The sequence below is a fragment of the Streptomyces sp. CNH189 genome (assembly GCF_000527195.1).
The window spans coordinates 365,582-384,483 of record NZ_AZUS01000001.1; the positions used below are offsets into that span (position 1 = coordinate 365,582).

The window sequence follows — 18,902 nt, forward strand, 5'->3', positions numbered from 1 at the left end:
CAGCACATGGCCGGGGCGCCCAGTCCCCGGCCGCCCCCTCACCTCCCCCGCAGCGCCCGCGCCACGCGGGTTGCCGCGGCTGCGCGGGGGGTGCTGTCGGGCGGGGTCGGGCGGCGGGGGTGGACCGTGTTGGCGAGGAGGACCACGAAGGTGTCCGTGGCGCGGTCCAGGACCAGGGACGTGCCGGTGAAGCCGGAGTGCCCCGCCGCGCCGCGTCCCGCGAGGGCGCCCATGAACCAGGGCTGGTCCACGGCGAAGCCGAGGCCGGGGGCCCGCAGCATCAGGTCCACGTGGTCGGTGCCGAGGATCCGGGCGGGCCCGTACGCCCCGCCCGCCAGCAGGGTGCGGCAGAAGACCGCCAGGTCGCCCGCGGTGGAGAAGAGTCCCGCGTGACCGGCGACCCCGCCCAGCGCCCAGGCGTTCTCGTCGTGCACCTCGCCCCGCAGCATCCCCCGGTCCGCCTTGGCCCAGGGCCGCCGCTGGTCCTCGGTCGCCGCCGCGGACGGGCACGGGCCGAAGCCGGTCGCGTCCATGCCGAGGGGCCGGGTGATGCCGTCGCGCACCAGGACGTCGAGGGTGCGGCCGGTGATGCGTTCCAGGACGTGCTGGAGCAGCAGCATGTTGAGGTCGGAGTAGAGGTACGTGCCGGGCACGCCGACCGGCCGTTCCGCGCGCAGCAGCGCCAGGCGTTCCGCGTCGTCGGCGCAGTCGTACAGGGGGAGTTCGGGGCGCAGCCCGGAGGTGTGGGTGAGCAGCTGGCGCACGGTGATGCCGTGCCGTGCCGCCGCCGTGAAGTCCGGCAGGTACGTGCCGACGCGGGCGTCCAGGCCCAGCGTCCCCCGCTCGATCTGCTGCACGGCGACCACCGAGGTGAACAGCTTGGTGACGGAGGCCAGGTCGAACGGGGTGTCCACGGTCATCGCCACCCGCTGCTCCGGCGGCAGCTCGACGGGCGCGCCCGCCCTCCCGTCGTAGCCGGCGTGGCGCACCGCCCAGCCGGCCGCCTCCTCGACGGCGATCACCGGGCCGCGTCCGACGACCACCACCGCGCCCGCCGCCCAGGGCCGCGCGCCGTCGGTGCGGGCGCGGACCTCCTGGACCAGACGCCGCAGCTCCCCGGCGTCGAGCCCGGCCCGCTGCGGGGTGCCCCGGCGCAGTCGCGGCGCGCTCAGACGCCCCCGCCCTTCAGGCTCGTCCCGCTCTTCCACGGACGGCACATTCCCAGGAAGCAGGCCGTCGCCACCAGGGCGGAGGCCAGCTGGACGACGGCCATCGGGACGGCGGTGTCCTCGCCGGCGATCCCGACCAGCGGGGAGGCCATCGCGCCGATGAGGAAGGACGTCGTGCCGAGAAGGGCGGACGCGGAGCCGGCCGCCCGCCGGGCCCGCATCAGCGGGAGCGTCTGGGTGTTGGGCATGACGATGCCCATGGACGACATCAGCACGAACAGCGCGGCGGCGACCGGCACCAGGCCCACCTCGCCGAACACGCCCAGCGACATCAGCAGCAGGGCGGTGGCGGCGGCGACCACGACGGCGAGCCCGATGCCGAGCACCTTGTCCAGCCGGACCCGGCCGACCAGGATCTTCCCGTTGACCTGGCCCATGATCATCAGGCCGACCGAGTTGAGCCCGAACAGCAGGCTGAAGGTCTGCGGGGAGGCGCCGTAGATCTCCTGCATGACGAACGGGGAGGCGGCGACGTACGCGAAGAGGGACGCGAAGGCGAAGCCGCCGGCGAGCATGTAGCCGGTGAAGGCCCGGTCGGCGAGGAGCCGGCGCATCGCGCCGAGGGTCTCACCCAAACCTCCGCCGTGCCGGTCGGAGGGAGCCAGCGTCTCGGGCAGCCTGGTCCAGACGAGAACCGTCAGGAGCAGCCCCGCGACGGTGAGGACGACGAAGACTCCCCGCCAGTCCGTGAACCGCAGGACCTGCCCCCCGATGAGCGGCGCCAAGATCGGGGCCATCCCGGAGATCAGCATCAGGGTGGAGAAGAAGCGGGCCAGGGCCACTCCGTCGTACAGGTCACGGGCGACCGCCCGCGCGATGACGATGCCGGCCGCTCCCGCGAGCCCCTGCGCCAGCCGGCAGGCGACGAGGAGTTCGACGGTCGGCGCGAAGGCGCACAGCGCGGTGGCCACGACGTAGATCGCGAGCCCGACGAGCAGGGGCCGGCGGCGGCCCCAGCGGTCGCTCATCGGCCCGACCACGAGCTGCCCGAGCGCCATGCCGGCCAGACAGGCGGTGAGGGTGAGCTGGACGGTCGCGGCGGGTGCGTGCAGGGACCGGGTGACCTCCGGCAGCGCGGGGAGGTACATGTCCATCGCCAACGGCGTCACGGCGGTCAGGCCGCCGAGGATGAACGTGACCAGCAGGCCGGTACGCGGCACCACGGCCGGGGTGCGCCGTTCCGGCGTGGCCGCCGCCGTGCCGTGGGCGGCGGCCTCCGTCACCGGGCCCCCCGATACCCCGCTTTCGGTCGATGTGAATATGGACGCCCCACCCTCGGGCATGTGACCCCTCCCTTTCCATGCCATCGGCTCCCTATGCTCTCAGCTCGTACGCAGTGCTCGGCGTCGACGACGATGCCATGGGAGCGCTTCCACGCCACAGCCCCAGGGCGAAGCGTTGAGGGAACACACGAACAGGTGGGACGAATGACAGAGCAGAAGGTGCGCTGGGGGATCCTGGCGACCGGCGGCATGGCCGCGACGTTCGCGGCGGACCTGGTGGACATGCCCGACGCCGAGGTCGCGGCGGTGGCGTCCCGCTCGACGGAGTCGGCCAAGGCGTTCGCCGAGCGGTTCGGCATACCGCGCGCGTACGGCGACTGGGACACGCTCGCGGCTGACGACGAGCTCGACGTCGTGTACGTCGCCACGCCCCACTCCGCGCACCGTGCGGCGGCCGGGCTGATGCTGGAGGCCGGACATCACGTGCTGTGCGAGAAGCCGTTCACGCTGAACGCCGAGGAGGCCGCCGAGCTGGTCGCGCTGGCGCGGGACGGCGGGCGCTTCCTGATGGAGGCCATGTGGATGTACTGCCACCCCATGGTGCGGCGCCTCAAGGCGCTGGTCGACGACGGCGCGATCGGCGAAGTGCGCCATGTCCAGGCGGACTTCGGCCTGGCGGGCCCCTTCCCGGCCACCCACCGGCTGCGTGACCCCGCGCTCGGCGGCGGCGCGCTGCTGGACCTCGGGGTGTACCCGGTGTCGTTCGCCCATCTGCTGCTCGGGGAGCCGTCGGACCTCACGGCGCGCGCGATGCTCTCGGAGGAGGGGGTGGACCTCCAGACGGGGGCGCTGCTCTCCTGGGAGAACGGCGCCCTCGCCTCCGTGCACTGCTCCATCGTGGGCGGTACGGCCACCTCCGCGTCGATCACCGGGTCGAAGGGGCGGATCGACATCCCGGACGGCTTCTTCTTCCCTGAGCGGTTCGTGCTGCACCGGGAGGGACAGGACGCCGAGGAGTTCACGGCCGACCCGCTCCACGGCCCCCGCGCCAGCCTCAAGCACGAGGCCGCGGAGGTGATGCGGGCGCTGCGGGCCGGCGAGACGGAGTCGCCGGTGGTCCCGCTGGACGGCACCCTCGCCGTGATGCGGACGCTCGACGCGATCCGGGACCGCGTCGGCGTCCGCTACCCGGGCGAGGGGACCGACGGCACGGTGCCCGACGGAGTGGCGGCCGACGGCGCGGCGGTCACGCCGGCTTGAGCCCCGGCTCCCCCGCCTCCGTGACGAAGGAGGCGGCGGTGGTGAGCGGCGCGCCCTGCGTGGTGACGTGGGAGACCGTCTTGAAGTCGGCGCGCGCCCGCTCCCGGCCGAGGGTGACGGTCGTGTAGCCGCGCAGGCCGTTGTAGAAGCGCATGTGCGGGTTGGCGGCCGTCATGGTCTCCCAGTTGGCGGGCTTCGCCGAACCGTTGCCGCCGCTGGTGACCGAGGAGGTGACGATCTCGGTGCCCACGGTCTTGGAGCCGGGGTCGGCGAAGTCCCGCTTGATGTCGAAGCCGTAGTGGACGTGCACGTCGCCGGTGAGGACCATCAGGTTCTCGACGCCGGCGGCCCGCGCGCCGGCCAGGACGCGCTCGCGGGAGGCCGGGTAGCCGTCCCAGGAGTCCATGGAGACCTTGGCCGGCGGGGTGGGTGTGTCGAGCCGCTGGGCGAAGGTGACCTGCTGCGGTACGACGTTCCACACCGCGTCGGACCTGCGCCAGCCGTCGATCAGCCAGCGCTCCTGGGCGGCGCCGGTCAGGGTGCGCGAGGGGTCCTCGGACTCGGGGCCGGGGAACTGCCAGCCGTCGCCGTACGCCTGGTTGGAGCGGTACTGGCGGGTGTCGAGCACGTCGAACTGGGCGAGCCGGCCCCAGTGCAGCCGGCGGTACAGCTTCAGGTCGGGGCCGTCGGGGAGCTGGGGCCGGCGCAGCGGCATGTTCTCCCAGTAGGCGCGGTAGGCGGCGGCCCGGCGCAGCAGGAACTCCTCCGGCGGGACGCTGTTCTCGGGGGTGTCGTCGGCGTAGTTGTTCTCGGTCTCGTGGTCGTCCCAGGTGACGACGAAGGGGTGCGCGGCGTGCGCGGCCCTGAGGTCGGGGTCGGACTTGTAGAGGGCGTACCGCAGCCGGTAGTCCTCCAGCGTGACGGTCTCCCGGTTGAACAGGCCGGAGGGCAGGGTGCCGGCCGGGTAGGCGCGGGAGCCGCCGGCGTCGTTCACGGCGTATTCGTAGAGGTAGTCGCCGAGATGGAAGACGACGTCGACGTCCTCCTGGGCGAGGTGCCGGTAGGCGGTGTAGTAGCCCTGGTCGTAGCGCTGGCAGGAGACGATGCCGAAGGTGAGCCCGGCGGCGCGGCTGCGGGGGGCGGGCGCGGTGCGGGTGCGGCCGGCGGGGCTGACGAAGCGGCCCGCGCGGAAGCGGTAGTGGTAGACGCGGCCCGGGGCGAGCCCGCCGGCCTCGACGTGCACGGTGTGGTGGAACTCGGGGTGGGCGGTGGCCGTCCCCCGTCTGACGACGCTGCGGAACCGCGCGTCGAGGGCGATCTCCCACTCGACGGTGACGCGGCGCGCGGGCAGCCCGCCGTCCGCCTGGTACGGCGCGGGCGCGAGGCGGGTCCACAGCAGCACCGAGTCGGGGTGCGGGTCGCCGGAGGCGACGCCGAGCGTGAAGGGGTCGTCGGTGATCCGTGCGGTGTCCAGTTCGGCGGCGGCCGCGGTGCCCGCGCCGGGCACGCCGACGGCGAAGGCGAGCGCGGCGGCGGCGCCGGTGGCGGTCAGGAAGCGGCGGCGGCCGATGTGGCGTGCGGCGGCGCGGAGTTCGGGCGCGTGGGACGGGCGGGCCTCGGGTGCCGTCGGTCCTTGTGTCATCGGTTCCTGCGTCATCGGTTCCTCCCCTGGCGGGCATGTGGGTGCGGAAGGAATTGCAGTGGCCGGGGACGACGCGGCGTTGACGCGTACACAGCATCCGGATGACGGTCGTATGAGGTCCGTATGGCGAACCCTCGCCTACGCTGCGGTGCCATGAACGCCAAGGAAACGGACGGACGGGCCGGACGGGCCGGGGTCGCGGTGGTCACCGGGGCCGGCTCCGGCATCGGGTGCGCGGTGACGCGGGAACTGCTGGACGCGGGCTGGTCGGTGGCGCTGGCGGGGCGTCGCGCGGAGGCCTTGGAGGAGACGGCGGGGGCGTCGGGCCGGGAGGGCGGGCGGGCTCTGGTGATTCCGACGGACGTGTCCCGCCCCGGGGACGTGGAGGCGCTGTTCGCCGCCACGGTGGACCGGTTCGGCCGGGTGGACCTGCTGTTCAACAACGCCGGGACGTTCGGCCCGGGCGGGGTGCCGGTGGAGGACCTGCCGTACGAGGCGTGGCGGCACGTGGTGGACACCAACCTCAACGGGGCGTTCCTGTGCGCGCAGGCGGCGTACCGGCAGATGAAGGAGCAGGAGCCGCAGGGCGGCCGGATCATCAACAACGGTTCGGTCTCGGCGCACGTCCCGCGCCCGCGGTCGGTCGCCTACACGGCCACCAAGCACGCGCTGACCGGTCTGACCAAGTCCCTCTCCCTGGACGGGCGTCCGTACCGGATCGCGGTGGGCCAGATCGACATCGGCAACGCGGCGACGGACATGACGGAGCGCATGGAGACGGGTGCCTTGCAGGCGAACGGGGAGGTCGCGCCGGAGCCCGTGATGGATGTGGCGGACGTGGCGCGGACGGTGCGGCACATGGCGGAGCTGCCACTGGAGGCGAACGTGCAGTTCGCGACGGTGCTGGCGACGGCGATGCCGTACGTGGGGCGGGGGTGAGCCGCTCCGCGCCGCCGGCGTGCGCTGATCCCCACAACCGGAGTTAACGCATCCGCCCCATTGCGGCCGGTGGAGAGCCTATGCTCAACTTCTCTGCACCAAAGCTTCACAGTTGAGGCAGCGGTCTTCCGTCAGGCCATATCCAGGGGGGAGGCGGCAGCCGTTCCACACCGCCGGCTGGGGGTGGACCCGCGCGGGACCGCGGGTGCGCACCGGCGGGTGGACGGCTGCCGCACGATTTCCATGGCCTATCGCTGGAGGACGCGCTCCACCTCCGCCAACTCCGCGGCGGTCAGCGGACCTTTTTCCAACGCGCCCGCGTTCTCCTCCGCCTGGGCGACCGACCGGAAGCCGGGGATCGGTACGGTGCGCGGGCTGCGCGCCCACAGCCAGGCCAGCGCGCCCTGGGTGAGCGTGCGCCCGCCGCCGGTGAGGACGTCCCGCAGCGCGTCGACGCGCGCCAGCCACGCGGGGTCCGCGCCGGTGCCGTCACCGAAGCCCGGCAGCCAGGCGGGCGGCCGGCTGCGGATGTCCCCGCTCTCCAGCGACCGCCCGCCGGCGTGCTTGCCGGTCAGCAGACCCATGGCGAGGGGGCTGCGGTTGACGGACGCGAGGTTCGCCTGCTCGCAGAGCAGCAGCATCTCGGGGGCGTCCTGCAGCACGTTGAGCGCGTGCTGGACGGCGGCGCAGTGCGGCCCCTCGGCGAAGACGGCGGCGCGGGCGGGGTCGTCGGTGCTCCAGGCGTACGCCCGGATCAGCCCCTCCCCCACCAACTCCTCGCACGCGTCGCGCAGTCGGGCGGCGCGCTCGGGGTCGGCGTCGGCGATGTGCAGCTGGTAGAGGTCGACGTGGTCGGTGCCGAGCCGGCGCAGGGAGGCGGTCAGGGCACGGCGGAGGTGTTCCGGGGAGTCGTCGGTGCCGGAGGTGGTGCGGGTGTCCGGGTCGAAGACGTTGCCCCACTTGGTGGCGACGACGACCTCGTCCCGTCGCGAGCCGAGCGCCCTGCCGAGGATCCGTTCGCTGTGCCCGGTGCCGTAGACGTCGGCGGTGTCGAAGAAGGTGACACCGAGATCAAGGGCCCGGCGGATCGCCCGCACCGACTCCTCGTCGTCGACCTTGCCCCACCCGAGCGGCTGCCCGGCGCCGTCCTGCCACTCCCCGCCGATGGCCCAGCACCCGAAGCCGAGCGCGCTGACCTGGATACCACTGCGTCCCAGTGTGCGTGTGAACTCCATGCGGAGGACGGTAAGAGCTGGAGCGCACACGAAGGCAAGGGGGGCGGAGGGCCGATGACGTGGCGGGGCCCGGGAGTCGTATCCAGCTCCCGGGCCCCTGGGGATGCCACCCAATTGCGCACGCCGGCGCGTTCAAGAGGACGGATCAGTCATCATGCCGTCGTGTTCTTCCTTTGAACTACCGCGCCAGGGAAAGAGGCGCAGGCGAGAGTCGAACTCGCATCCGACGGCGTTCGTCCGTCCCCGTTCGGTCCGGCGATCGGCGGCGATGCTGAGACTGGAGCGAGAGTCTGAGATTGACCGCGGCCGCCTCTGCGACGGACCGCTTCTTCAGGCTGAACTTCAGTTTCAGCTTGCGCTCCTGGCGCGAACCGGTCCTCACCCGGCCCGCGCCCCGTAGCGCACCCCCGCGCTCGCACGCGGGGGCGATCATGGCGGCCATCCGTGGCCGCGCCGCACGTCAGCCGAACAGGTAGCCGAACACCGCCTCGCCGACCCGCTTGTCAGTGACCTCGGTGCCGTTGGCCTCCTCACGGGCGAACTTCACGGCCTGCTGGAGCTTCTCGACCCGGTCCAGCAGCTCGTTCACCCGGCGAGCCGGAAGCGCGCCGGAGAACTTCACCGTGGTCCAGTAACCGATCGGCACGTCCTCGTAGTACACCTCGACCTGCGCCGGGTGCTTCTCCGTGGCCTCCGCCTTGACATGGTTGCGCGGCACCTTCTTCGTACGGATGGTGCGGACGGCGTCCGTCTTCCACCAGTCCGTGGACGGGTCGAGCGACCAGGACTCGGCGGCGTCGAGGGTGGGCAGCTTCTTGACGAAGCCGTGCAGTTCGGCGAGCTGCTTCTCCAGGAAGAGCAGGTAGCTGACGGGGACGTCGGCGACGATCGTGCGCCCGTCGACCGTGACGTCCGCAGGGGCCAGGCAGTTCGCCCAGTCCTTCGTCGCGGTGACGTCGAACAGCCGCGTCAGCGTGGCGGACACCTCGCGCAGCACGTCCTCGGCCTGCACCTGCACCCGCGTGGACTCGGGCGGCAGCTGCTCGCCTTCCTCGTCCTTCGGCTGGTACGTACGCGAGATACCGGCCAGCAGCGCCGGCTTCTGCACCTTGGCGTGCGCGGCGTTGATGTCCTGGAGCGACTTGCTCTTGACACCCTTCTCGACCGCGATGATCTGGTTCAGCTTGGTCACGGGCTCCCCCTTCGAACAGTGAGGAGCCTGTCAGAGAGGCGTTGACCGGCGCACGCCATTTTCGCGTGCACGGGTCGGAGCCCGTCGGCCCGAGCGCACCGCACCGCGTGTCATCGCCCGCGCGGCCCCGGACGGAGCGGAACTCGGGGTCCGGTCTTCAGACACATGGGCGGATCATGATGCGCGTATGACGACGACGCGCGTGCCAGTGACCGTGAGCCGCCGGGCGGACCCGGCAGTGGCGGACGGTGAGTGTCGTCAGGGGCGATTTTCGGACGGTTCAGGGTTCAAACAGATCCGGTCATCGGGCGGTCTGTCGTTACTGACGGATGATCAATAACCTTGTGCAGTACACGAAATACGATCGCAGGGAGCCCCATGTCCACCGCCCAGCAGGTGCCCGACATCCTCTCGCCCGAGTTCGCTGCCGACCCCTACCCCGCCTACCGCGCGATGCGGGAGACCGCCCCCCTCCTCTGGCACGAGGCGACCAAGAGCTACATCGTCTCGCGCTACGAGGACGTCGAGCGGGTCTTCAAGGACAAGGCCGGTGAGTTCACCACCGACAACTACGCCTGGCAGCTCGAGCCCGTCCACGGCAAGACGATCCTGCAGCTCAGCGGCCGTGAGCACGCCGTGCGCCGGGCACTGGTCGCGCCGGCCTTCCGGGGCAGCGACCTGGAGCGGAAGTTCCTGCCGGTCATCGAGCGCAACTCCCGTGAGCTGATCGACGCCTTCCGGCGCACCGGCTCCGCCGACCTGGTCGACGACTACGCCACCCGTTTCCCGGTGAACGTCATCGCCGACATGCTGGGCCTGGACAAGGCCGACCACCCCCGCTTCCACCGCTGGTACACCGCCGTCATCGCCTTCCTCGGCAACCTCTCGGGCGACGCCGAGGTCACGGCGGCCGGCGAGCGCACCCGGGTGGAGTTCGCCGAGTACATGCTGCCGATCATCCGTGAGCGCCGGGAGAAGCCCGGCGACGACCTGTTGTCCGTGCTGTGCAGCGCCGAGGTCGACGGCGTGCGGATGAGCGACGAGGACATCAAGGCGTTCTGCAGCCTGCTGCTCGCCGCCGGCGGCGAGACCACCGACAAGGCCATCGCCGGCATCTTCGCGAACCTGCTCGCCCACCCCGACCAGCTCGCCGCCGTCCGCGCCGACCACTCGCTGATACCGCGCGCCTTCGCCGAGACCCTGCGGTTCACCCCGCCCGTGCACATGATCATGCGGCAGTCCGCGACGGAGGTGACGCTCAGCGGCGGCACCGTGCCCGCCGGCGCCACCGTCACCTGCTTGATAGGCGCGGCCAACCGCGACGAGCGCCGGTACGCCGACCCCGACCGGTTCGACATCTTCCGCGACGACCTGACCACCACCAAGGCGTTCTCGGCCGCCGCCGACCACCTCGCCTTCGCGCTCGGCCGGCACTTCTGCGTCGGCGCGCTGCTGGCGAAGGCGGAGGTGGAGATCGGTGTCGGCCAACTCCTCGACGCCATGCCGGACGTACGGCTCGCCGAGGGGTTCCAGCCGGCCGAGCAAGGTGTGTTCACCCGCGGGCCGCAGAGCCTGCCGGTCCGGTTCACGCCGGTGGCAGGCTGACCGGTACCGGTCGCGTCGTCACTCCCGTACGCGCCGCCCCGCCCCGGCCGGATCGCGCACCGGCCGGATCGCGCACCGGCCGAATCCGGCCGCAAGGGGCCGTCCCGGCCGAGCTCCGCCGCACCAGGCCGTCCCGGCCGGGCCCCGTACCGGATGCGTCGGCCCCCGACCGGATCTCGTACCGTCCGTGTCCACCCGGCCAGATCCCGTACCGACCGGGTCCGCCCCGGCCGAATCCCGCCCCACCGGGCGCCCGCGAGGAGGCAGCGCCCCACCGGTCCGCCCACGGGGGCGGGGGAGCACCCCCGACCGTGAGAACCGCCCGTCGGCGGAGCCCTACTGCACCACCGGGGTGAACCGCACCGGCAGGTCCAGCAGTCCTCGCATCCAGATCGACGGCCGCCACACCAGTTCCTCCGGCTCGACGGCCAGGACCAGGTCCGGCAGGCGTTCCAGCAGCGTCTCGACCGCCGTGCGCGCCATGACGTCCGCGAGCAGCGGGGCCGGGTACGGGCAGCGGTGTTCGCCGTTGCTGAAGGACAGGTGCGCCGCGTTCTCCGCGCCCACGTGTCCCTCGGGCCAGATCTGCGGGTCGGTGTTGGCCGCCGCGAGCCCCAGCACCAGGCAGTCGCCGGCCCTTATCTGCCGGCCTCCGAGCTGAACGTCCCGTACCGCCCAGCGCCCGATGAAGTTCTGCGTCGGGGTGTCCAGCCACAGCACCTCGTTGAGCGCCTCGCCGACGCTGAGCCGGCCGCCCGAGACGTTCACCGCGAAGCGTTCGTCCGTCAGCAGCAGACGCAGGGTGTTGCAGATCCAGTTGGCCGTCGGCTGCTGGGCCGCCGCGATCACGGAGATCAGGTCCTGGACGACCTCCTCGTCCGTCAGCCCCGCCGGGTGCGTCAGCATCCGCGAGGTGACGTCGGGGCCGGGAACGGCCCGCTTCTCCTTCACCAGCTGCCGCAGCCGTTCACCCACGCGCGCGTACGCCGCGACCGGGTCGTCCCCCTCCCCCGCGTCCAGGGAGATCCGCAGGTCGTCGACGAGCCGGCGGGTGTCCTCACCGGTGGCCGGCATCCCGCACATCTGCACGACGGTGCGCATCGGCAGGGCGTGCACGTAGTCGGCCATCAGCTCCGCCTGGCCGCTGCCCGCGAACCGGGCGATGAGGTCGTCGGCGATCATCAGGCACTCGTGGGACAGCTCGAACTGGTCGATCCCCTCCAGCGCCTCGGTGATCACTCCGGCCCGCCGCCGGTGCTCCTCGCCCTCGGTGAACAGCACCGACGGCTGATAGCCGACGAAGGGCAGCAGCGGCCAGTCCTGCGGGATGTCCGCCCACTGGTTCCAGCGCCGCGAGTCCCGGGCGAACAGCTCGTCGTGGCTGGTCACATAGGTGACCTCGGTGTAGCCCAGCACCAGCCAGGCCGGGATGCCACCGTCGAGCAGCACCGGTGCGACGGGCCCGTGTTCCCGGCGCAGGGCGCGGTACAGCTCGGACGGCGTCTGCTGGTACTCCAGCCCCGTCAGCGGCACCGCGCCGGCGTGCGCGGGGCACCCCGGCGGCGGCTCCTCACCGGGGCGGGCCGGGTGCGCGAAGGGATCGGCCTGATCGGTCACAGTGTCGCCTCCTTGGCGGTGGCCAGGTCGTGGAGGTGGTTCACGAGGGTGATCAGCACGTCCTTGCCGGAGGCCCGGACCCGGGCGTCGCAGTCGACCATCGGCACGTGCGCGGGGAGGGCGAGCGCCTGGCGTATCTCGTCCAGGGAGTACCGGGCGTCGTCGTCGAACCGGTTGACGGCCACCACGAACGGCGTGCCGTGGTGCTCCAGCCGGTCGATGGCGTACCAGGAGTCGTCCATCCGGCGCGTGTCCACGAGGACCACGGCGCCCAGGGTGCCGGAGAACAGCCGGTCCCACAGGAACCAGAAGCGTTCCTGCCCGGGCGCGCCGAACAGGTACAGCACCATGCGGTCGTTGAGGCTGATCCGCCCGAAGTCGAAGGCGACCGTGGTGGTGGTCTTCGCGGCCACCCCGTCGGTCTCGTCGACGCCCACGCCGGCCTGCGTCATCACCTCCTCGGTGTTGAGCGGCCGGATCTCGCTCACCGAGCGGACCAGGGTCGTCTTGCCCACGCCGAACCCGCCCACGACGACGATCTTCAGGCCCGTCTCCGCCGTGTCTCTCAGCGGTGTGCGGTGGGTGGGCAGCTCAGAGGTTGCGGAGTCCATGGAGAACCTCTTGGAGTAGGGCGGAATCGGGCAGGGAGGCGACGGACGCCGCCGCGCGCGGGTGACGGGCGGTGATGCGCCCGGTGTCCAGCAGGTCGCCGAGCAGGATGCGTACGACCGTGACCGGCAGCCCGACTTCCGCGGCGATCTCGACGACGGCGACCGGGTGGGCGCACAGCTCCAGGATCCGGGCGTGCTCGGACTGCATCCCCGGAGTCGGCGCGCTCTCGCTGACGATCAGGGTGACCAGGTCGAAGGACTCGTCGGCGCGGCTGCGTCCCCCGGTGACGGTGTAGAGCCGGTCCGGGTCGCCCGTGTCGACGGGTTTGCGTGGGGTCACGAGGTGCCGCTCCCCGCGGATTCGGATCGCGGTTCGGCGCGCAGGTGCTCGCCGATCTGCTCGACCAGTTCCGTCATCTGGTGGCCGACCACGCCGGGGTCGGCGTCCTCCCCGGCGACGACGGCGAGGTGCGCCCCCTCGCCGGCCTCCACGATGAACAGCAGGCCGCCGTGGAACTCCGTCATCGACTGCCGTACGCCGCCGGTGCCGTCGCCGAACTCCATGGAGGCGCCCTGGGCGAGGGCCTGGATGCCGGAGCAGATCGCCGAGAGGTGGTCGGCGAGGTCGAGGGTCAGGTGCTCGCTCCAGCAGAGCTTGAGGCCGTCCCGGGACAGGACCAGGGCGTGGCGTGCGCCGGGGGTCCGCTCCAGGAGACCCTGCAGGAGCCAGTTGAGGCTGTTGTCGGTGGTCGTGGTCTGCATGGTGGGTGTTGGGACGGTGGTGTCCGGATGACCGGTCACCGGCCCGTTCCTCCTATCTCACGTGCTCGAGCGGGAAGGGGCGCCGTCGCCCCGGACGCCGTACGGGGCGGGGCGCCGTACGGGAGGGGGTGGACTAGGGGGCCGTGGGCGGGCGGGACCCGGGCCGGGGGTCGGTGCCGGGGGTGCCGGTCGTCCCGGGGGCGCCGTCTCCGGGCGAGCCGGCGGTCCCGTCGGCGGACGCGCCGGTGATGCCCTTGCCGGACGTACCGGTGATCCCGATGCCGGACGTACCGGTGATCCCGTTGCCGGACGTGTCGGTGATCCCGTTGCCGGACTGCCGTGCGCGGTGGAAGGCGCCGAACCGGGTGCCCGCGTCGCGTGCCCCGCGCCGCACCGACGCCGTGTCACCGGCCTGGGCGGTCGCCGACTGCCGCTGCTCGCGTTCGCGTTCGGCCTCGGCCATGGTGCGGCCGGGGGCGCGGACCGGGAGGCCGTTCGGCGTGGTGCCCTCGGGCTGCCGGTGCCGTCCCTGGCCGGGGACCGCGGACAGGTCGGACCGCTCGGTGCGGGCGGCGGGGCGCTCCGGGGAGGCGGGCGGCGTGGCGGCCGCCGGACGGACGTCGGCATCGTTGTCGGCACGGGAGGTGCCGCCGGTTCGGGAGGTGCCGGCGGTGGCACCCGTGCCGCCGGTTCGGGAGGTGCCGGCGGGCAGCGCGGCCGGGGCGGACGCGTCGGACGCCGCCACGGCGCGGGGGGCCGGGACGGGCACGCCGCGGGCGGTGACACCCCGGGCGGGGGTCGCCTCGGTGCGGCCGGCCGTCTCGTGCGGGGCCGGTTCGCGCTGCTGGGCGAGCAGGTGCAGGGGCAGCAGGGCGACGACGCCGGTGCCGCCTCGGGAGGACGGCCGGTAGTTGACGCTGATGCCGTACTTGGAGGCCAGCCGGCCCACCACCGCGAGGCCGAGCCGGGTGCCCTGCAGCGAGGCGAGGTCGGTGACGCGGCCGGTCACGGCCTCCTCGGCGCGGCGCATGGCCGCGTCGGCCATCTTCAGGCCGCTGTCCTCGATGGTGACGACGATGCCGGCGCTGCGGTCCTCGACGTAGACGTGCACCTCGTCGATGGGGGGCGAGAAGTTCGCGGCGTTGTCCATCAGTTCGGCGAGCAGGTGCATGACGCCCTCGGCCGCGAAACCGGCGACCGCGGTGCGGGTGGAGCAGTGCAGGCGCACTCGCTGGTAGGCCGCGATGCGGCCGGCGGCGCCGCGCAGGATGCTCTCCATCACGATCGGCTTGTTCCAGGCGCGGCTGGACCGGCCGCCCATCAGCAGCGCGAGGCGGTCGGTCATCAGGCCGAGCTGGGAGGTGCCGTGGTCCAGCTTCAGCAGGTCGCCGAAGACCTCCTCGCCGTGCCGTTCCTGCATCTCGCGCAGGTCGGCGAGCATCTGTACGGCCTTGGCCTGGACGCGGCTGAGCGCCTTGGCGGACGCGGCCTGGGCTGCGGCGGCGCGGCGCTCGCTGTGCGCGAGTTCACGGATGAACGATTCCGCCGGGACGCGCAGGGCGGGGTGCTGCGGCAGGTCGGTCTCGGCCAGCACGGTCTGGGCGGAGCGGCCCTCGCGGAGCCGGGCGATCGCGGCGGGCATCGTCTCCCGGGTGAACCGGTCGTGCTCGGCCGCGGCCCGGTCGAGTTCGCCGCGGATGGCGCGGTACTCGTCCTCCAGGGTGACCACCCGCCGTACGTCCTCCTCGACGGTGGCGGCGAAGGCGTGGGTGACGCGGGCGAGTTGCGGGTCGGACGGCGGGGGCACGCTGCCCAGTACGTCGGCGGCGCTCGCGCCGTCCCGCAGCCGCTCGGCCACGGCGGGCAGCGTCACCCCGGCCAGGTGGGAGATCTCCGCCGAGCGCCGGGCGGCCTCGGCCCTGAGGCGGCTGTTCTCCGAATCCCGCTCGGCGGCGGTGCCGCGGGCGCGCAGGACGAGGCGGTGGTCGACGAGGAGGGTGGCGGCCACGCACACCCAGCCGGTCGCCACGACGGCGAGGGCCCACGTGGTGGCGCCGGACGGCGCCAGGGCGACGGCCGTACCGCCGGCGGCGGCGCTCGCCACCAGCACGGCCACCCGTGCGGCGAACGAGGTGCGCGGCGCCCCCGCCGGTGGGTGCTGGCTGGGAGAAGCAGGCACTGGCATGGAGCGGTCCCTCGGTCGGTGAGAGCAGGGGAAGGGGCGGCCGCACGACGGCGGCCGCGGGTCGGGAAAGGGATCAGCCAACAGGAGGGCGATCTTCCGACCACGTACGGCTCATGCTAATCACCCTGATGCGCGCGGGAGCCCCGCTTACTGAACAGTGCGTCAGCAAAATGAGTTCGTCGTGAACCCATCGCTCGTACATTCCGCTGTGCTAGTCGGGACGAGGCCGGACGACCCCAGCCGGAGTGCGACAACGCACCCGCCACCCAACCTGACGGATCGTCATATTCGCCCCGCAGCACGTCACCCAGCGCTCCCGTCACTCACGCGAGGCAGCTATTTTCGGCCAACTGTGCGTATCCCAGATGCTCTTGACCCTCAGCCGTCGTAATGACGGGGACATGAGAGTGAAGGAATGCCGCCACTCGTGAAGCTCCGGTGACGACGGCCCGCGCCGGCTTGCGTGAGCGAGCGAACACGGGGCTCCGACGCAGGGCGACGGCGGCTCTTCCGGAGAGGAAGGGAGCGGCAGACGAGTCGGGCTGTACGCCGGGTTCTGTTCCGGCGGGTCCTCGCGGTCCCGCCGGCGACGGCCATCCATCTAGGGCCGGTGTTGCCACCGGCCTCGTGCGGTCTACCCGCGGACTCGGGCGGGCAGCCCTCGGTCGTCCGCGCAGAAGCACCGAGGCGCTTCCTCTTGACCTTGCTCCGGGTGGGGTTTACCTAGCCGCCTGAGTCACCCCAGGCGCTGGTGGTCTCTTACACCACCGTTTCACCCTTACCCGGCGCCGAAGCGCCGGGCGGTCTGTTCTCTGTGGCACTGTCCCGCGGGTCACCCCGGGTGGCCGTTGGCCACCACCCTGCCCTGTGGAGCCCGGACGTTCCTCGGGAAGCCCCCTAAGGGGACTCCACGCGGCCGCCCGCCCGGCTCGTCTGCCGTGTCGACCATGGTACCCGCCGGCCGGCGGGCTTCCGCTCCCCCGCGTTGGCCAGCACCGATCCGGTGAGGATCAGGACGAAGGCGGCCAGCACCGTCGCGGTCAGGGCCTCGTCCAGGAACAGCGCGCCGGCCGCCACCGCGATCGCCGGATTGACGTACGTGATCACCGAGGCGCGGATCGGGCCGGCCTCCCTGATCAGCTCCATGAAGGCGACGAACGCCACCGCCGTGCACACCACCCCGAGGGCGGCCAGCGCGGCGAGGGTCTCCGGGGTGGGGAGGGCCGCGGGGCGGCTCGCGATCGCCGCGGGGGCGTAGATCAGGGCGGCCAGGGCCAGGCAGGGCGTGATCAGGTGCAGCGTCGGCACGCCCCTGAGGTGGCGGTCGGCGATCAGCGGGGCCGTCGCGTAGCCGACGACCGTGACCAGGACCTCCGCCAGGGAGAGGGCGTTGCCGCCGGTCAGGTGGGGCACGGTGAGGACGCCCACGCCGCCGAGGCCGAGCGCGAGACCCGTGATCCTGCGGGCCCCCAGCGACTCCGCCCGGCCGAAGGAGCGGGACAGCAGCACGCCGACGATCGGCACGCCCGCGATGAGCAGCCCCGCCGTGGAGCTGGAGAGGTGGCGTTCGGCGTCGGTCAGCGTGTACCAGGGGCCGACGATCTCGATCACCGCGAACGCCAGCATCGGCTTCCAGTGCGTCCGCAGGTTCCGGACGAGGCCGGCCTGGCGCAGGGCGAAGGGGAGCAGCAGCAGCGCGCCGACGGCGCAGCGGGCGAACACCACGCCGGAGGGGGACACCTCGTCCACCGCCACTTTGATCATCAGGTAGGGAATGCCCCAGACCACTCCCATCAGGGAGAACAGGAACCAGCCGCGTGCAGTCATGCGAGGAGTGTCCGCCGGGTCAGCACCGCGCGTCTTGAACGCTGTTGCGGTACGCCGCCGGGGTCACCCCGAGCACCCGGCGGAACCACCGGGTGAGGTGCGCCTGGTCCGCGAAGCCGACGAGCGCGGCCGTCTCCGCGGGCCGCAGCCCGGCGTCCAGCAGGGCGCGGGCCCGGGCCACCCGGTACTGCGCGAGCCACGCGTACGGCGGCACGCCCATCGTCGTACGGAACGCCCGGAGCAGCTGGTAGCGGGACAGGCCCAGATCGGCGGCGAGGTCGGCGAGGGAGGGCGGGGCGAGGAGCTCGTCGGCGAGGCGGTCGCGGACGCTGAGGGCGACGGACCGGGCGCCGGGGACGGTGCCGTCGGCGGCGCGTGAGGTGGAGTGGCGGCGGGCGAGCGCGGCGAGCAGCCAGGGCAGGCGGGACTCGGCCTCCAGCGGGTCGGGGTGCGCGCTGAGGTCGGTGTGGGTGCGGCGCAGGGCGGCGGCCAGGTCCGGGTCGTGGAGAACCGGTTCGGGGAAGTACGGGCGGCCGGTGCCGACGGTGCTGTCGCCGAGGAGGGCGGGCGCGGCGTAGAGGGCGCGGTACGCGTAGCCCTCGGGGGCGGCAGGGCCTCCGGTGTGCATCTCGCCGGGTTCCAGGACGACGATCGAGCCGGGGCCGGACACGATGCGCCCGCCGCGGTAGGCGATCACCTCGAGGCCGCCGACGGTGACGCCGACCGTGTACTCCTCGTGCGTGTGGGGGGCGTACTCGTGCCGGTCGAAGCGGGCGGTGAGCAGATCCAGCGCGGGCCCGCACCGCCCCAGCCGCGCCCTGGTCCAGCGAGCCTGTTCCCGTTCGCTCCGCGCCACGTCGCACCCCCCGGTCACCAGGGGATCAGAGGAAGTCGGCGGTGTCCAGGTCGAAGGCGAAGGGTTCGGGGAGAGTGAGGGGCTTGCCGAGGGGACGGGTGCGGCGGTCCCGGTACTCGTCGTCCTCCGGGTCGCCGAACAGAGTGATCGAGGAGGTCTCACGGTCGACCAGGAGGTACAGGGGGATGCCGTCCCGCGCGTAGCACCGGCGCTTGGCCTCGCGGTCCGCCTCCGGCTTCGAGGAGGTCACCTCCACGACCATGGCCACGCCCTCGCACGGCATCCACGGGTCCGCGCCGCGGTAGAGGCGCAGCTCCGTGGGCGCGAAGGTGCCGTCCGGAATGACGTGGTTCTTCGGGCAGGCACCGCCGCTCCTCAGCTTCAGCCCTTTGTTCCCGGAGAACTGCATGTCGGTACGGGATCGTCTGATCACCGGCGTCACGATCAGCCCGATGTAGTCCTCGTGGTCCCCGTCCGGTGGCGGCGTCACGACGATCTCCCCCTCGATCAGCTCCGCCCGGAAACCCTCCGGGGTGTCCAGGGCGAGGAACCCCTCCAGCAGGACGTCCGCCTGCGTGAGCGGTTCATGGGCCATGGCCGTCATGTCACGCCCCTCCTTCGGTCGCTCGCCAGACTGGGGCATCGGCTGATCACCTGTCGTGGGATGGGGAACCGTTCCCTCGATCGTGGCACAGGAGCACGGCCCCCGCCGGGAGCCG

Annotated in this window: 15 protein-coding genes, 1 tRNA gene, 1 other RNA gene and 1 pseudogene; 3 read left to right on the forward strand and 15 right to left on the reverse strand. The window is 72.7% G+C overall.

Annotation, left to right across the window (positions count from 1 at the left end; all coding sequences use genetic code 11):
• Positions 1–38: 38 nt before the first annotated feature.
• Together B100_RS0101620 and B100_RS0101625 are read right to left on the reverse strand one after the other, a co-directional pair.
• Positions 39–1,208 (reverse strand): serine hydrolase domain-containing protein, encoded by a 1,170-nt coding sequence (locus tag B100_RS0101620; protein ID WP_037722364.1) that lies wholly within the window; start codon positions 1,206–1,208, stop codon positions 39–41.
• Positions 1,169–2,512: a multidrug effflux MFS transporter gene (locus B100_RS0101625; protein ID WP_024882734.1), complete on the reverse strand. Its 1,344-nt coding sequence runs from the start codon at positions 2,510–2,512 to the stop codon at positions 1,169–1,171. The genes B100_RS0101620 and B100_RS0101625 overlap by 40 nt, the downstream gene beginning before the upstream one ends.
• 144 nt (positions 2,513–2,656) lie before the next feature.
• On the opposite strand from B100_RS0101625, the gene B100_RS0101630 reads away from it, so the two are divergent.
• A complete protein-coding gene (locus B100_RS0101630; protein ID WP_024882735.1) occupies positions 2,657–3,712 on the forward strand; it encodes a Gfo/Idh/MocA family protein in 1,056 nt (351 codons plus the stop codon).
• Here B100_RS0101630 and B100_RS0101635 read toward each other — a convergent pair.
• Positions 3,699–5,369: an alkaline phosphatase D family protein gene (locus tag B100_RS0101635; RefSeq protein WP_078540665.1), complete on the reverse strand. Its 1,671-nt coding sequence runs from the start codon at positions 5,367–5,369 to the stop codon at positions 3,699–3,701. The two genes, B100_RS0101630 and B100_RS0101635, sit on opposite strands and share 14 nt — an antisense overlap.
• Before the next feature lie 138 nt (positions 5,370–5,507).
• On the opposite strand from B100_RS0101635, the gene B100_RS0101640 reads away from it, so the two are divergent.
• Complete coding sequence (locus B100_RS0101640) at positions 5,508–6,293, forward strand: SDR family oxidoreductase (protein WP_024882737.1); 786 nt, start codon at positions 5,508–5,510, stop codon at positions 6,291–6,293.
• A 248-nt stretch (positions 6,294–6,541) separates the two neighbouring features.
• Here the strand turns inward: B100_RS0101640 and B100_RS0101645 are convergent, their stop codons facing one another.
• From B100_RS0101645 to B100_RS0101650, 3 genes are all read right to left on the reverse strand, one after another.
• Positions 6,542–7,528 carry an aldo/keto reductase gene (locus tag B100_RS0101645; RefSeq protein WP_024882738.1) on the reverse strand — a complete coding sequence of 329 codons (987 nt, stop codon included), beginning with the start codon at positions 7,526–7,528 and terminating at the stop codon, positions 6,542–6,544.
• A gap of 196 nt (positions 7,529–7,724) precedes the next feature.
• Positions 7,725–7,847: transfer RNA gene (locus B100_RS36855), tRNA-OTHER, on the reverse strand.
• A gap of 141 nt (positions 7,848–7,988) precedes the next feature.
• Positions 7,989–8,720, reverse strand: coding sequence for a DUF7873 family protein (locus tag B100_RS0101650; protein WP_024882739.1), 732 nt, complete (start codon positions 8,718–8,720; stop codon positions 7,989–7,991).
• 378 nt (positions 8,721–9,098) lie between these two features.
• On the opposite strand from B100_RS0101650, the gene B100_RS0101655 reads away from it, so the two are divergent.
• On the forward strand, positions 9,099–10,325 hold the full coding sequence (locus B100_RS0101655; protein ID WP_024882740.1) for a cytochrome P450: 1,227 nt from the start codon (positions 9,099–9,101) through the stop codon (positions 10,323–10,325).
• 336 nt (positions 10,326–10,661) lie between these two features.
• On the opposite strand, the gene B100_RS0101660 is transcribed toward B100_RS0101655, so the two are convergent.
• The 9 genes and pseudogenes from B100_RS0101660 to B100_RS0101695 all read right to left on the reverse strand — a co-directional run bounded on the left by B100_RS0101660 (position 10,662) and on the right by B100_RS0101695 (position 18,787).
• Positions 10,662–11,942, reverse strand: a complete 1,281-nt coding sequence (locus B100_RS0101660; protein ID WP_024882741.1) for a cytochrome P450 — start codon at positions 11,940–11,942, stop codon at positions 10,662–10,664.
• A complete protein-coding gene (locus B100_RS0101665) occupies positions 11,939–12,553 on the reverse strand; it encodes a GTP-binding protein (RefSeq protein WP_024882742.1) in 615 nt (204 codons plus the stop codon). Before B100_RS0101665 ends, B100_RS0101660 begins: the two co-directional genes overlap by 4 nt.
• Entirely contained in the window at positions 12,534–12,893 is a 360-nt protein-coding gene (locus B100_RS0101670; protein ID WP_024882743.1) for a DUF742 domain-containing protein, read from the reverse strand. The genes B100_RS0101665 and B100_RS0101670 overlap by 20 nt, the downstream gene beginning before the upstream one ends.
• Positions 12,890–13,315 (reverse strand): roadblock/LC7 domain-containing protein, encoded by a 426-nt coding sequence (locus tag B100_RS0101675; protein ID WP_199785197.1) that lies wholly within the window; start codon positions 13,313–13,315, stop codon positions 12,890–12,892. The genes B100_RS0101670 and B100_RS0101675 overlap by 4 nt, the downstream gene beginning before the upstream one ends.
• 133 nt (positions 13,316–13,448) lie before the next feature.
• The gene (locus tag B100_RS0101680) at positions 13,449–15,500 is read right to left on the reverse strand and encodes a sensor histidine kinase (RefSeq protein WP_024882745.1); all 2,052 of its coding nucleotides are present in this window, start codon (positions 15,498–15,500) and stop codon (positions 13,449–13,451) included.
• A 529-nt stretch (positions 15,501–16,029) separates the two neighbouring features.
• Positions 16,030–16,432: RNase P RNA component class A (rnpB, locus tag B100_RS34755), an RNA gene on the reverse strand.
• 112 nt (positions 16,433–16,544) lie between these two features.
• A pseudogene (locus B100_RS35135) lies at positions 16,545–17,327 on the reverse strand (DMT family transporter); the annotation flags it as partial.
• Positions 17,328–17,346: 19 nt separating this feature from the next.
• Positions 17,347–18,183: an AraC family transcriptional regulator gene (locus B100_RS0101690; protein ID WP_024882747.1), complete on the reverse strand. Its 837-nt coding sequence runs from the start codon at positions 18,181–18,183 to the stop codon at positions 17,347–17,349.
• A gap of 25 nt (positions 18,184–18,208) precedes the next feature.
• Positions 18,209–18,787 carry a Uma2 family endonuclease gene (locus tag B100_RS0101695; RefSeq protein WP_024882748.1) on the reverse strand — a complete coding sequence of 193 codons (579 nt, stop codon included), beginning with the start codon at positions 18,785–18,787 and terminating at the stop codon, positions 18,209–18,211.
• Between the last annotated feature and the right edge of the window lie 115 nt (positions 18,788–18,902).

Coding starts and splice junctions, on each gene's coding strand:
- B100_RS0101625 (WP_024882734.1), bottom strand. CDS start 2,512: ATGCCCGAGGGTGGGGCGTCCATATTCACATCGACCGAAAGCGGGGTA.
- B100_RS0101630 (WP_024882735.1), top strand. CDS start 2,657: ATGACAGAGCAGAAGGTGCGCTGGGGGATCCTGGCGACCGGCGGCATG.
- B100_RS0101635 (WP_078540665.1), bottom strand. CDS start 5,369: ATGACGCAGGAACCGATGACACAAGGACCGACGGCACCCGAGGCCCGC.
- B100_RS0101640 (WP_024882737.1), top strand. CDS start 5,508: ATGAACGCCAAGGAAACGGACGGACGGGCCGGACGGGCCGGGGTCGCG.
- B100_RS0101645 (WP_024882738.1), bottom strand. CDS start 7,528: ATGGAGTTCACACGCACACTGGGACGCAGTGGTATCCAGGTCAGCGCG.
- B100_RS0101655 (WP_024882740.1), top strand. CDS start 9,099: ATGTCCACCGCCCAGCAGGTGCCCGACATCCTCTCGCCCGAGTTCGCT.
- B100_RS0101665 (WP_024882742.1), bottom strand. CDS start 12,553: ATGGACTCCGCAACCTCTGAGCTGCCCACCCACCGCACACCGCTGAGA.
- B100_RS0101675 (WP_199785197.1), bottom strand. CDS start 13,315: ATGCAGACCACGACCACCGACAACAGCCTCAACTGGCTCCTGCAGGGT.
- B100_RS0101680 (WP_024882745.1), bottom strand. CDS start 15,500: ATGCCAGTGCCTGCTTCTCCCAGCCAGCACCCACCGGCGGGGGCGCCG.
- B100_RS0101695 (WP_024882748.1), bottom strand. CDS start 18,787: ATGACGGCCATGGCCCATGAACCGCTCACGCAGGCGGACGTCCTGCTG.